The organism is Streptomyces sp. NBC_01497, assembly GCF_036250695.1.
Lineage (GTDB): Bacteria > Actinomycetota > Actinomycetes > Streptomycetales > Streptomycetaceae > Streptomyces.
This window is the reverse complement of the sequence record NZ_CP109427.1, coordinates 603,520-615,837: the sequence shown is the minus strand read 5'-3', so window position 1 is coordinate 615,837 and position 12,318 is coordinate 603,520. Positions and strand designations below refer to the sequence as shown.

Here is a 12,318-nt window from a genome sequence, read left to right as displayed (position 1 = left end):
CCGTCTCGTGGGCCCCGGTCCTCACGCGGGACCGTCTACGTCCCGATCACACGCGACCTGATGAGGAACCGCACTCCCTCGGGGGCCTCCAGCGAGAAGCCGCTGCCGCGGCCCGGGACCACGTCGACGATCAACCGCGTGTGACGCCACGCCTCGTACTGGCCCGCGGACATCCAGAAGGGCACGGCCTCCGAAACGCCCTCGACCCGCAGCGATTCGAGCAGCACGTCGGAAGCACCCGTACGGAACTCCCCCTGGAGAAAACACATCGGTGCGCTGCCGTCGCAGCAGCCGCCCGACTGATGGAACATCAACGGCCCGTGGGCGTCGCGCAGCCGCCGGATGAGATCCGCGGCCGTCGGCGTCACCTCCACGAGCGGAGTCTCGCGCGCCGGCGCTGTCTGCTGATCCATGGTGCCGCCTCTCTCTCGACGGGCGGAACACGGCTCATTGTCCCGGAGGGAGCCGGCCCGGTCCAGGGAAGGGACACGGCAACTCGCCCCGGGGCGTGTCGTCGCGGTCCGGCCGGAGAGCAGGGCGGGAGGTGTCGGCGTCCGGCGCGAGCACGGCGATCTCCTCGGCGCGAGGCCCCCTGACGGCGACCGGGGACAGTGCCACCTGCCGGGGCGGCGACCACCGCACGCGTGCGAGCGGTCCGGGTGGCCACGCGGGGCGAGCCCTCGGACCCGGGCCGCCCACGGCGTTCCGCCGCCGACCGCTCGGCCGCCCCGCCGCCCGCAGGCACCGACGACAATCAGCGGGGGTCGGTGAGGTCCCAGAGTTCCCCGAGCTCTCCGGCGCGCAGCGCGGCCGTGATCTCGGCGGCGCCGGTCAGGCCGCGTTCCTCGATCTCCCGCGCGATGCGGCGCCGGTACAGCTTCTGGAAGGTGCTGAACAGTTCCTGGCCGCTGACATCGGGGTCCGCCGGAATACGACGGACGATCTGCGCCCGCCAGAACTCGGGTGTGCGTGCGGCCTCCCGCAGGGCGGGGGCGGGGGTGTCGTCTGCGGGTCGGTTCATGAACCGCATGCTACGGGCATCGTCGCCCGGTCTCGGGGGCCACCGGGCGTGCCCGGGATGTCGCGGTGGCTCGACCCGGCCGGGGCACCCCGCGCCGGGCGGCACGCCCGTACGCCGTGCACCCCTCGGCTCGCCGACCGGCCGCTGTTCGGGCCGCGGTCGGCAGGCGCGGATACCTGCCGGGCGCCGGCCGGTCCGGAAGCCGGGCGAAACACACTCGCCTGACACCCGACCCGGGCGCGCCTCCGGGATACGCGACCCGAGCGGGCCGGGACACCCGAACCGCGCCGCCCCGGGACACCGGACCCGGCCCGGTCCCGTCCGGTCAGCCGGCCTCGGGGGCCTCGCCCGTCTCGATGCCCGTGACGATGCGGCGGATCGAGTCGAGCGGGAGTTTGGGCGTGCCGTCGTGGAAGAGCAGGCCGTTGGTCTCCTGCGCGGTGTCCATGAACTGCGTGTAGCAGAAGCCCGCGACCAGCGGGCTCGTCCGCAGCGCCCCGAACAGCTCACCGAGCAGGGCCGCGTACTGCGTGTCGGAAGTGGTCTGGGTGTAGAAGAACTCGTCCTTCTCGCCCGCCAGGGAGAGACCGCCGAACTCGGTGATCATCAGGGGTGCGTCGCCCGCCGCGAACCGCGCGTCCTGCCGCTCGTCGAGGGAGATGACCCGTCCCTGGGGGCCGGGCCCGGCCAGGACCGCGGCGAAGCCGGTGGCGTCCCCGTAGCGCTCCGCCAGCACGGTCGCGTCCCCGCTGTAGTCGTGCACACCGAGGATGTCACTGTCGGTGTGTTCCCAGCCCTCGTTGGAGACCACTGGCCGTGTCGAATCGAGGGCCCTGGTCAGGCCCGCCAGCGCCCTGGAGTAGTTCCGCTGGGCGGGGTCGTGCGCGATGTCGGAGAGGCCCCAGCTCTCGTTGATCGGCACCCACGTGACGATCGACGGGTGGCTGCGGTCGCGCCGTACCAGGTCCAGCCACTCGCGGGTCAGCAGTTCGACGGCCTCGGTGCCGTACGCGTACGCCGCGCCCGTCTCGCCCCAGACCAGCAGGCCCAGCCGGTCCGCCCAGTACAGGAACCTCGGGTCCTCGGCCTTCTGGTGGACGCGGACCGCGTTGAAGCCCATCGCCTTGATCATTTCGACTTCACGGCGCAGTTCCGCCGTGCCGCGGGCGGCCAGCAGTGTGTCCGGCCGGTAGCCCTGGTTGAGTACCGAACGGACGTAGTAGGGGCGGTCGTTGAGGAGGAACGCTCCGCGCCCGACGCCTGCGGAGCGCAGGCCCAGATAGCTGTCCACGGTGTCCACGGTGTTTGCGCTGTCCACGGCGTCCACGGTGTTTGCGGCGTCCGGCACATCCACTGACGCGGGTGCCGAGGGTTCGCGTACGGTCACCCGCGCGTCCACGAGGACCGGCGACTCGGGGCGCCACCACAGCGCCTCCCGGTCGATCCCGTTGGCCAGGGCGGGGACCACGATGTCGATCCGGGTGCGCCGGCCGGTGGTCACGGTGGACGTCCGGGCCAGGAGGCGCTCGCCGAGACGGAGTTCGATGTCCACGGTGAGGGGCCGGTGCACCGGCCGGGCGAGCGTCACCTCGGCGACGACACCGTGCTTCGGGTCGGTGATCCACGCAAGGTCGGTGATGTGCTGGGCCGGGACGGACTCGGTCCAGACGCTCTGCCAGATGCCGGTCGTCCGTTCGTACCAGACGGCGTGCGGGCGCTCCCGCCAGTCCTGCTTCCCGCGCGGTACGGCGAGGTCGCCCGGGTCGTCCTCGGCGCGCACCACGAGCACGTGCTCGGCCGCGTCCGGGCGCATCGCGTCCGTGACATCGGCGCTGAACGGGCTCTGTCCGCCGATGTGTTCGGTCACGAGCCGACCGTCCAGCCAGACCCGCGCGCGGTGGTCGACCGCCCCGAAGTGGATCAGTGTCCGATCACCCGCGGCACCGGCCAGCGTCGCGTGCGGTATGCGGCGGCGGTACCAGACGACCGCGTGCGGCGCGGTGTCACCGATGCCGGAGGCGGGTGACTCCGGCGGGAAGGGGACCGTGATCTCCCGGTCGAACCCGCCGGGCGCCGACTCGGAGAACCACGCGGCGCCCTCGCCGGTGTCGCCGTCGTCGTACCCGAACTCCCAGACGCCGTCCAGGCTGCTCCACCGTTCACGGCAGAGCATCGGCCTCGGGTACGAACCCTCCTGCTCACTCGCCCTCACGGCTCCTCCTTCTGACTCGCCGGCCGTGGATTCCGTACAATCGGAATCCGCTCATCATGAGTGATCGTTTGCAACGATGCAAGAAGGTGGCGGCCGTCGTCCGGCGAGCGCCCGACCCGAGCGGAGGGGTGCGACCGTTGGCCAGAGTGCGCATGCGGGATGTTGCCGAGCACGCCGGCGTGTCGGTGCGGACGGTGTCCAACGTGGTCAGCGGCTACACCCACGTCCGGCCGGAGACGCGCGCCCGCGTGCAGCGCTCGCTCGACGAGCTGGGCTACAAGATGGACTTCCTCGCCCGCGGCCTGCGCTCGGGCCGTACCGGCTTCGTCGCCCTCGCGGTGCCCTTCCTCGCCGAGCCCTACTTCGCCGAACTGGCCCAGGCCGTCATCCGGGCGGCGGCCCGGCGCGGCATCACGGTGCTGGTCGAGTCGACGGAGGGCGACCGCGAGACGGAACGGCGCATCCTGGCGGGCGGCCTGACCAATGTGGCCGACGGCGTGCTCTTCAGTGCCCTCACGGTGCCGGCGGCCGACGTCGCGGCGACGGCTCCGGACTTTCCGCTGGTCATGCTCGGCGAACACGATGTCGGCGACCGTTTCCCGCGTGTGGGGATCGACAATGTGGCCGCGGCCCGCACCGCCGTGGAGCACCTGGTCGAGCAGGGGTGCCGGCGGATCGTGGCGCTCGGCCGCAACGGCAGCGAGAACGGACGCCAGCGTGCCGAGGGCTACCGGCAGGCACTGTCCGCCGCCGGCGTGCGGCGGGTCAACTGGCTGGTCGTCCCGGTGGAGGACTGGAACCGGGCACAGGGCTACGAGGCCGTGAGGAACCTGCTGGACGGCGACGGTCCGCTGCCCGACGCGATCTTCGCCTTCAACGACGCACTCGCCGTCGGCGCGCTGCGTGCGCTGGACGCCTCGGGGGTGCGGGTACCCGACGAGATCGCGGTGGCCGCCATCGACGACGTACCGGAATCCGCCTACACCCACCCGCCGTTGACCTCGATCGCGCCCGACCTGGAGGCGATCGCCGAACGCGCGCTGAGCCTGCTGGACGAGCAGGGACAGCGCATGGGTGCCGGGAGCGCAGGCGGGTCGGGCGGGTCGGGCGCACGGCAGGAGGCGACGCCCTTCCGGCTGGTCGTGCGCGAGTCCTCACTGCGACGGGGGTAGCCGCCCCGCCCGGGGCACTGTCCCGGCAGCACCGGTGGCGATGGCCGGGCTCCGCCCGAAGCGGTCACGAGCCGGGGCAGGCGGACCCGGCTCGTACGTCGACACGGCGCCGAACGCCCCTGCCCACGCGGGTCACCAGGACGGGCGGGCGATTTCCGTTCCGTCTATTGCATCGATGCAAATCATGTGCGACCGTCTGCGCCAACGAGGTCACATCGAACCAACGAGGTGAATACCCCCATGGGCGGAGCGATGACGCGCCGACGGCTCCTGGCACTCGGTGGCGGCCTGGCCCTGACCGGTGGGCTGTCGGCGTGTTCGTCCCCGTTGGCCTCCGGTCTGACGGGTTCCCAGCCGGACGCCGCGGACGTCATCTTCTGGAACCTGTTCACCGGCGGTGACGGCGCCAACATGGTGCTGATGGAGGACGCGTTCCGGACGTCACATCCGGGCGTGTCCCTCGAAGCGACCATTCTGGGCTGGGGAAACCCGTACTACACCAAGCTGGCCCTGGCCACCGCCAGCGGTACGCCACCCGACGTGGGCATCTCGCATCTCTCGCGGCTGCCCCTGCTGGCGGCCGCCGGCCTGCTGGAACCGGTCGACGAGGTGGGTGTCACGGACCTCGGCATCACCGCGGACCGGTTCACACCGGCGGCCTGGAAGAAGGCCACCGTGGACGGGACGGTGTACGCGGTGCCACTGGACACCCACCCGTTCGTGCTGTTCTACAACGTGGACCTGGCGCGCAAGGCAGGTCTCCTCGACGCCTCCGGCGACGGCCTGAAACCGATGGCGAGGAGCACCGACTTCATCGACGCGCTCAAGGCGATGAAGGACGCCGGCGCCTCCTACGGCGCGGCGATGTCCATCACCGCCGATCCGTCCACGGCCTGGCGCTACTTCAGCATGATCTACTCCGGCCTCGCCGGCCCGGTCGTCACCGATTCCGGCACCGCGACCGACATCGACGCCCCCGCGATGGAGGAGACGTTCGCCTTCATGCAGAGCCTCACCGGCCCCGGCCTGATGCCGAAGGAGCTCAACGGCTCCGGCGCCAACGTCCTGTTCAGCACCGGCAAGGCGGGCTTCCTGTTCGACGGGGAATGGCAGATCCCCTCGTACCGGCTCGTCAAGGGGCTCCACTTCAACGTGGTGCCCTTCCCCGCGCTGCTCGGCCCCAAGCCGGTGGCCTACGCGGACTCGCACGCGCTGGTCGTTCCGCGCAACCCGGGGCGCTCGGCGGCGCGCACCGCGCTCGCGGCACGCTTCATCAGGAGCGTCCTCGACCACAGCGCCACCTGGGCGCACGGCGGCCATGTGCCGGCCTGGCTGCCGATCCAGCGCAGCAAGGGGTTCCTCGACCAGTCGCCGCAACGCAACTACGTACAGGCCGCCTTCAACGCCCAGTACGACCCGGTGGCCTGGTACACGGGTGCCGGTTCGGACTTCCAGAACACCGTGGGCGCGACGATCATCGAGGTCCTCGCGGGGCGGCTCGGCCCGGCCGGTGCCGTCGCCGCGATGCGTGCGGACCTCGGGCGCTACACCACGGCCCGACCGCCGGTCACGATGAAGTGAGAGGCTGCCCATGACGACCGTCACCACCACGCGACCGGCTTCCCGCCCGGTGCCCGTACGGGAGGTTGCCGACCGGCCGCCGCGTTCCGACCGGCGGGCCGGGCTGCTGCTGAGCACCCCCTTCCTCATCGTCTACCTGGTGTTCCTGGTCGGCCCGCTGCTGATGGGCATCGTGCTGAGCTTCTTCAACACCACCACCGTCAAGGACGGTCTGGGCGCCTGGGTCGGTGTGTCGAACTACACCAAGGTGGTCAAGGACTCCCTCTTCTGGGACGCCCTGTGGCACTCCGTGCTGTTCACCCTGATCACCACCCCGCTGCTGGTGCTCCTCGCGCTGCTGGCCGCCGTCCTGGCGTCGCGGATCAGGCGCGGACGGGTCTTCTACCGGCTGGCGTTCTTCGCGCCGTACGTGGTGCCCTCGTCCGTCGTCGCGCTGATCTTCCTGTGGATGTACACGCCCCAAGTGGGCCTGCTGCCAAAGCTGTTCGGAGCGGTCGGGCTGGCCCCGCCGGACTTCCTCGGCAGCACGTCCGGTGGCTGGACCGCGGTGATCCTGATGACACTGTGGTGGACGTTCGGCTTCAACTTCGTCCTTTACACCGCCGCGATCCAGGACGTCCCACCGGACGTGTACGAGGCCGCGGCCATCGACGGGGCGAGCCCCTGGCAGCAGATCCGCCTCATCACGGTGCCGCTGCTGCGCCCCACCACCAGTCTGGTGCTCATCCTGCAGATCCTCGCCTCGCTCAAGGTCTTCGACCAGATCTACCTGTTGCTCGGCGGCGGCCCGAACCAGTCCACCCGGCCCGTCATCGAGTACATCTACGACACCGGCTTCACCTCCTACCGGGGCGGCTACGGGGCCGCGGCCACGATGGTCTACTTCGTCCTCATCGTCGCCGTCTCGGCGGCCTGGTACGCGCTGCGCCGCCGTGGCGTGACCCGCGCGGCCACCCGTACCGTCCCGACCACCGCCACCCTTGCCACCACCCCTGCCGCGCCCCGCGCCGGTGCCTGAGCGGAGGAACCTTGAGCACCCTCATCCAGCCGCGGCGCACCGCGGCCGACGGCCCGCCCGGCGTCAACGGCGCGAAACTCTTCAACCGGCTCTGCGCCGTGTGCATGACCCTGTTCGCGCTGATCTGGCTCGTGCCGTTCGGGTGGGCGATCGTCACTTCGCTGCGTTCGGACGGTTCGATCACCCAGCACCCCATGTCCCCGCTGTCCGGCGGCTGGTCCCTGCACGCGTACGCCTACGCCTGGGACAACTACCCGATCGGTACCTGGTACCTCAACAGCCTGGTGATCGCCGCTCTCGCGGTCGTCTTCACCGTCCTGTTCTGCTCGATGGCCGGGTTCGCTCTCGCGTTCCTGCGCTTCCGCGGCCGTGCGGCGGTCATCGCGCTGGTCACGGCGGGGCTCATGCTGCCCACCGAGGCCCTGGTGCTGCCGCAGTTCGTCGAGTACCGGTCCCTGCACCTGCTCGGCACCTACTGGGCCCTGGTGCTGCCATCGGTCGCCGCGCCGGTGTCGGTGTTCATCTTCCAGGCGTTCTTCAAGGGCATCCCGCGCCCCCTGATCGAGGCCGCGCGCATCGACGGGGCCGGCTGGTGGCGCATCTACCGGACGGTGTGCATGCCGATCTGCCGCCCGGCTGTCGCGACCGTGTCGATCCTGACGTTCATCAACTCGTGGAACGCCTTCCTGTGGCCGCTGCTGGTGCTCAACCAGACCTCCTCGCAGACGATCCCCGTGGGCCTCGCGTCGCTACTCAGCAACAGCAATATCCAGTACGCCGAGGTCATGGCGTCCTCGGTCCTCGGGTTCCTGCCGCTCATCGCGGTGTTCCTGGTCTTCCAGCGCCAGATCGTGCAGGGAGTGGCCACGACGGGCCTCAAATAGGCCACCCCGGCCGGTCGGCGATCGACAGGCGGGTACCGTCCTGCCGCACTCCCTGACACCCGTCGCGTACGCCCGGACGGTCGTCCGGGGACGCGATGACCCGCTTCGGCGGGTGCGGTGAGCGTGGCGTCCGCTCGCGGTGTGCGCGGCGACCGCCGAGGCAGGGCGGGCCATGGACCGCCCTGCCTGGACCCCGGCCTACCGGCCCCCATGCCGCACTCCGGCCCGGTACCGGCGTGTGCCTCGTGCGCACCGCCGGCCGCCCTCTGCGGTGGGGAATGCGGCGACACTGCCCGATTGCTAACCCTTGCAGTATTCTGAATGGGTTAGGGTTACTGTTTCGGCCCTGGTCGTGACGGCGGTGGGAGCAAGGGGAGACGATGAGGATCGACGAAGTCCACGAGGACGAGCTGCTCGAACTGCTCAACACCACCCCCGTGGTGAACGGTGCCCAGCAGGATCTCCTCGCGGACGACGACGGTGCCCGTGCGTGGCTGGACGAGCACGGGCTGGAAGCGGCCGGTGCCGATCTGCGGACGCTCCGCCGCGCCAGGGACGTCCTGCAGAAGGTGGTCAGAAAGCAGGAGGAGCCCGCCGTCCTCCAGAAGTTCCTCACCGCGACCTCCTGCGTGCCCGACATCGGCGCGGAGGGTCTTGAGTGGCGCCTGGAAGCCCCCGAGGCGCGCATGCCGGTCGTCATGACGGTGCTGGCCTGGGGCCATCTGCAGCGGGCCAAGCCGGGCCGGCTGCGGCCCTGCGCGAACCCGGACTGCCGCCTGTTCCTGCTGGACAGGAGCAAACCCAACAAGGCGCGGTGGTGCTCGATGACGGTGTGCGGCAACAGGATGAAGGCCCGCAGGCACTACGCGCGGGCCAAGGAGAACGCGGCGGACTGACCGGCATCACGGCCGACTGCTCAGGACGTCCGATCCGTGGGTGGCACGATCCGCCTCTCGTCCCGCCCGCACGGGTACGGGACGACGCCGAGGCCCGCGATCCTCGGCGTCCCGCTCGCTCCTCAGACGAGCGGTTCACCGCCGTCGAGGGGGAGCGAGGCGCCCGTCAGGAAGGTGTTCGTCATCGCGAAGAGGGCCGCGCCGGCGACGTCCTCCGCGGTGCCGATGCGGCGTGCCGGGTTGCGGGCGGCCCGGTCGGCGAACAGCCCGGCCTTCTTCTCCTCACCCAGCGCGTCGTACGCACCGGTGTCGATGGTCCCGGGCGAGACGGCGTTCACGCGCACGGGCGCGAGCTCCACGGCCAGCGCCTGGACGACGGCGTCGGCCGCCGCGTTCGTGGCGGCCACCGCGAGCATCCCGGGGACGGGCTTGCGCGCCGAGGAGCCGGACAGGACGGTCAGGGAACCGCCGTCGCGAATACGGCCCTTGAAGTGCTTGGCGAGCAGCATCGGACCGATCACCTTGACGTCGAAGGAGAGCCGGACGGTGTCCTGGGCGAGGTCGCCGACCAGCCCGCGGGCCCGCGCCGACGCCGTCGAGACGATGTGGTCGACCTCGCCGAGCCGCTCCGCCAGGGCCTCGACGGACCCCTCGTCGGTGACGTCCACGCGCTCCGCCGTGATGCCCGGATCGTCGTACGCCGCCGACAGCGTCCCCTGATCGCGGCCGGCGACGACCACCCGTGCGCCGGCCGCTCGTGCCGCCAGCGCGGTCGCCCGGGCGATCCCGCCGCCCCGGCCGATGACGAGCACTGTGGTGTCCCGAAGCTCCTGTGACATGACGTGTCCTCGATCTCTGTCTCTCGTGACTCTCTCGGCTCAGCGGTTTCCGGTGATCCGGCGGTGCACGGGCGGCCCGGTCGCCCCCACCGGCGCGGGGGACAGGCCGTCGCCCGGATGCCGCACCCGTCCAGTCCGCTCAGGTCGCAGGTCTCGCGAGCGCGTCCCGGCCGGGCCCCAGTCCGGCCCTGCCGCACGTCCCGGCGCTGCCGCTCACGTCGACGGTTCGCGTGCCTCGTGTACATCGAGTCCCCGGTCCGCGCCATGGGAAATCACCCTCTGGCCGGGCGCGGGTTCGAGGCGCCGGCCATCGAGACTCACGGCGACCTTGTCCGGCTCGAAGGAGACCATGGAGGACACCCGGCCGACCTCTGCATGGGCGTCCCGACAGGACCAGGCGGCGCCGGCGGTCCCGCCGATCGCGTAGTAGTCGGCCACGCCCTTGTATGGGCAGAACGTCTTACCGTCGACCGGGATGAGGGCGTTCCCGTCGATGTCCTCGCGCGGCACGTACCAGCGCGGTGCGAAGCCGGACTCGTACAGCACGACGGGATGCCGGGACCGTGCCACCACGCGGTCCCCGTCCGCCACCACCAGTTCACGCGACGTGTCGCGGATATCGATGCGGTGGTAGGAGTCCGCCGCGTGTCCATGGACGCGTTCGTCCTCCTCGTAGAAGGAGTCCACGGCGCGCCAGGCGAATGCCACGCGCCCCTCGAACTCGTCCGCCCAGGACGGCGGTTCAGCATGGCGCCAGGCCGCGCGGACCGCCTCGCGCCCGCCGCCGCGCACCGTGTACCAGGCGGTCGCACCCAGCTCGCGATGCGCGGTGGTGCGGCCCGCTTCCTCCAGCGAACCCTCCCGCACATCGGCGAGTGGGAAGTAGGCCACCGGGTATCTGCCCGGCTCGTGCAGGACGAGTACGTCCTCACTGTCGGCGATCCAGCGGTCCCCGAACCTCACGCGCATGCGCCGGCGCAGGGGCTCCGCGAAGAGCAGCCTCTCCGGCAGGGGATCGGGAGTCAGGAACCTGCCGACCGGCCGCCCCGCAAGAGGACCCTGCTGCCATGCCAGACCCATGATGTTCCTCCTTCCGGAAGGGCGGAACCTGTGTGCCCGCCGGTCTTCACGAGTCCAGGCTAGAAGCTCGCACCTAACCTGTCAATTTACATTTAGTGGTTAGTTGTGTGACTGTTTGGGCCCGGGGGGCGTCCAGGGGCGCGTTGCTGCCCGTGACGCCTCCAAGGGGAGTGGCGCATCGCGTTGTTGCTGCCCCTGTCACCCGAACTCATCATCATTTGAGACGACCGCAGGAGGCCCGCCGCGTTCCAACAGAGGGCATGATGCGGAATCTTGAGGTCGGGATCCGGCTCGGGAGGCACCCCATCGCCATCATCACGCATGAGGACCCCATCGGCCGGGGCCCCACCAACTACATGATTCATGCTGACATGTCGGACCGACAGGACGGCTGGCGCGAGCAGTTGTGGACCCGCCAGCTCACCGCTGACAGGTTCGAGGTGGCCTGTCTGCCCTTCTTCACCTACGGAATCTGCTACCGCGACGTAGTGACCATCGACAGCAACCACCTGGTCGCCTCGGTGGTACAGAAGTCCGGCCACCGGACCCTTCGCGTCGCCCTCGTCGCGGAGCATCAAGACCGGGATCAGCTGCACGAGCTCCTGCACGACAAGGTCGCAACTGCTGGCCTGGCACACGAGTGGCTTCAGGGCACCTACCTCTCGGTGGACCTGTCACCCGGCACCGACCCGGCAGCCCTTGTGGAGGTCCTGGAAGCACCCGCCCGAGCCAGTGCTCTCCACTGGGAGATCGACTCCTGACCCGAATCGGAACGCTTCATTGCGTGAGGAGTTCTCAGGCGGCGTCGGCTTCGGGTGCCTCAGGCCTCGCTCGCGAGCTTGGGTGACCCGGTGACCCGGTAGATGCTCGCGACGCTGCCGGTCCGGCCGTTGCGCTCGCCGGTGGGGATGATCAGGTCGGGCTGGATCTGCTGATGGGCATCAGGGCAGGGGCCGCGCCGCCCATGCCGGGGAACAGGAGCGGGCCGGCGCCCACTTGAGGAAGATGGTGCGCCTCGCCTCTCCCCGCAGGCAACTGACAGGCGAATAGCGAGACACGCCGAGTCGGCGTCAGGCGGGTTGCGGGGCGGGCGCCGCCGGAGCGGCCGCGACCTTGCGGGTCTCGCGCATTATCAGCAGGCCGTTGACCACCATCAGCGTCGCGGTCAGGCAGTGGACACCGAGCGCTGTGGCCACGGAGCCGTGGTGGGCCAGCACGGTGGTCATGTCGCCGTACGCGGCGAGGGCCTCCACCAGCAGCGCCCAGCCCAGGGCCCGGCGGTGCCCCGTCACCAGCAGGATGCCCAGGACCAGGGCCAGGACGACGTCGCGGATTCCCTTGGTGATCAGGAAGCCGTCGCCGTCGCCGGACGGCCAGCTCGGCAGGCCGAAGCCCGGCGCCGTCGTCTCCGGGCTCAGGATGAACTCCGCCCCGAACCAGAGGATGAAGAGGATGAAGGCGGCGGCCAGGACGGTGTTGGTCTTCTTCAGCGACATGGTTCTTCTCCTTGCGAGTCTTCGTCGGACTGGTGAGCTTCGTGGAGCTTGCTGAGTCGTGTGGAGCCCGATCGGCCGCGCCGAGCGCGGCTGATCGAGGGGAGTGGTCTGCCGGGATC

At 70.6% G+C, this 12,318-nt stretch carries 12 protein-coding genes; 6 read left to right on the top strand and 6 right to left on the bottom strand.

Translation table 11 applies throughout. The features are described from left to right. Positions 1-35 precede the first annotated feature (35 nt). From OG310_RS02700 to OG310_RS02690, 3 genes are all read right to left on the bottom strand, one after another. Complete coding sequence (locus OG310_RS02700) at positions 36-413, bottom strand: DUF779 domain-containing protein (RefSeq protein WP_329454250.1); 378 nt, start codon at positions 411-413, stop codon at positions 36-38. Between the two features lie 341 nt (positions 414-754). Beyond that, positions 755-1,021 (bottom strand): hypothetical protein, encoded by a 267-nt coding sequence (locus tag OG310_RS02695; protein WP_329454249.1) that lies wholly within the window; start codon positions 1,019-1,021, stop codon positions 755-757. Positions 1,022-1,346: 325 nt separating this feature from the next. Beyond that, positions 1,347-3,233 carry a glycoside hydrolase family 2 protein gene (locus OG310_RS02690; RefSeq protein ID WP_329454248.1) on the bottom strand — a complete coding sequence of 629 codons (1,887 nt, stop codon included), beginning with the start codon at positions 3,231-3,233 and terminating at the stop codon, positions 1,347-1,349. A gap of 152 nt (positions 3,234-3,385) precedes the next feature. Here OG310_RS02690 and OG310_RS02685 point away from each other — a divergent pair, with 152 nt between their 5' ends. The 5 genes from OG310_RS02685 (at position 3,386) to OG310_RS02665 (ending at position 8,784) form a co-directional block, all read left to right on the top strand. Then, complete coding sequence (locus OG310_RS02685; RefSeq protein WP_329454247.1) at positions 3,386-4,405, top strand: LacI family DNA-binding transcriptional regulator; 1,020 nt, start codon at positions 3,386-3,388, stop codon at positions 4,403-4,405. A gap of 240 nt (positions 4,406-4,645) precedes the next feature. Further along, positions 4,646-5,986 carry an extracellular solute-binding protein gene (locus tag OG310_RS02680; protein ID WP_329454246.1) on the top strand — a complete coding sequence of 447 codons (1,341 nt, stop codon included), beginning with the start codon at positions 4,646-4,648 and terminating at the stop codon, positions 5,984-5,986. A gap of 10 nt (positions 5,987-5,996) precedes the next feature. Next, complete coding sequence (locus OG310_RS02675; protein ID WP_329454245.1) at positions 5,997-7,004, top strand: carbohydrate ABC transporter permease; 1,008 nt, start codon at positions 5,997-5,999, stop codon at positions 7,002-7,004. Positions 7,005-7,015: 11 nt separating this feature from the next. Continuing rightward, positions 7,016-7,888 carry a carbohydrate ABC transporter permease gene (locus tag OG310_RS02670; RefSeq protein WP_329454244.1) on the top strand — a complete coding sequence of 291 codons (873 nt, stop codon included), beginning with the start codon at positions 7,016-7,018 and terminating at the stop codon, positions 7,886-7,888. A gap of 380 nt (positions 7,889-8,268) precedes the next feature. Continuing rightward, a complete protein-coding gene (locus OG310_RS02665) occupies positions 8,269-8,784 on the top strand; it encodes a CGNR zinc finger domain-containing protein (protein ID WP_329454243.1) in 516 nt (171 codons plus the stop codon). A 122-nt stretch (positions 8,785-8,906) separates the two neighbouring features. Here OG310_RS02665 and OG310_RS02660 read toward each other — a convergent pair whose 3' ends face one another. Further along, on the bottom strand, positions 8,907-9,623 hold the full coding sequence (locus OG310_RS02660; RefSeq protein ID WP_329454242.1) for an SDR family oxidoreductase: 717 nt from the start codon (positions 9,621-9,623) through the stop codon (positions 8,907-8,909). A gap of 213 nt (positions 9,624-9,836) precedes the next feature. Beyond that, positions 9,837-10,703, bottom strand: a complete 867-nt coding sequence (locus OG310_RS02655; RefSeq protein WP_329454241.1) for a DUF427 domain-containing protein — start codon at positions 10,701-10,703, stop codon at positions 9,837-9,839. 371 nt (positions 10,704-11,074) lie between these two features. Between OG310_RS02655 and OG310_RS02650 the strand changes: the two genes are divergently transcribed. Further along, a complete protein-coding gene (locus OG310_RS02650; protein ID WP_329454240.1) occupies positions 11,075-11,464 on the top strand; it encodes a DUF4265 domain-containing protein in 390 nt (129 codons plus the stop codon). A 309-nt stretch (positions 11,465-11,773) separates the two neighbouring features. Here the strand turns inward: OG310_RS02650 and OG310_RS02645 are convergent, their stop codons facing one another. Next, positions 11,774-12,199, bottom strand: coding sequence for a DUF4267 domain-containing protein (locus tag OG310_RS02645; protein ID WP_329454239.1), 426 nt, complete (start codon positions 12,197-12,199; stop codon positions 11,774-11,776). Positions 12,200-12,318 lie beyond the last annotated feature (119 nt).

What these genes read in the sequence shown, in the direction of transcription:
- OG310_RS02650 (WP_329454240.1), top strand. Translation starts at nt 11,075, where the DNA reads ATGTCGGACCGACAGGACGGCTGGCGCGAGCAGTTGTGGACCCGCCAG.
- OG310_RS02680 (WP_329454246.1), top strand. Translation starts at nt 4,646, where the DNA reads ATGGGCGGAGCGATGACGCGCCGACGGCTCCTGGCACTCGGTGGCGGC.
- OG310_RS02685 (WP_329454247.1), top strand. Translation starts at nt 3,386, where the DNA reads ATGCGGGATGTTGCCGAGCACGCCGGCGTGTCGGTGCGGACGGTGTCC.
- OG310_RS02660 (WP_329454242.1), bottom strand. Translation starts at nt 9,623, where the DNA reads ATGTCACAGGAGCTTCGGGACACCACAGTGCTCGTCATCGGCCGGGGC.
- OG310_RS02645 (WP_329454239.1), bottom strand. Translation starts at nt 12,199, where the DNA reads ATGTCGCTGAAGAAGACCAACACCGTCCTGGCCGCCGCCTTCATCCTC.
- OG310_RS02700 (WP_329454250.1), bottom strand. Translation starts at nt 413, where the DNA reads ATGGATCAGCAGACAGCGCCGGCGCGCGAGACTCCGCTCGTGGAGGTG.
- OG310_RS02675 (WP_329454245.1), top strand. Translation starts at nt 5,997, where the DNA reads ATGACGACCGTCACCACCACGCGACCGGCTTCCCGCCCGGTGCCCGTA.
- OG310_RS02655 (WP_329454241.1), bottom strand. Translation starts at nt 10,703, where the DNA reads ATGGGTCTGGCATGGCAGCAGGGTCCTCTTGCGGGGCGGCCGGTCGGC.
- OG310_RS02695 (WP_329454249.1), bottom strand. Translation starts at nt 1,021, where the DNA reads ATGAACCGACCCGCAGACGACACCCCCGCCCCCGCCCTGCGGGAGGCC.
- OG310_RS02665 (WP_329454243.1), top strand. Translation starts at nt 8,269, where the DNA reads ATGAGGATCGACGAAGTCCACGAGGACGAGCTGCTCGAACTGCTCAAC.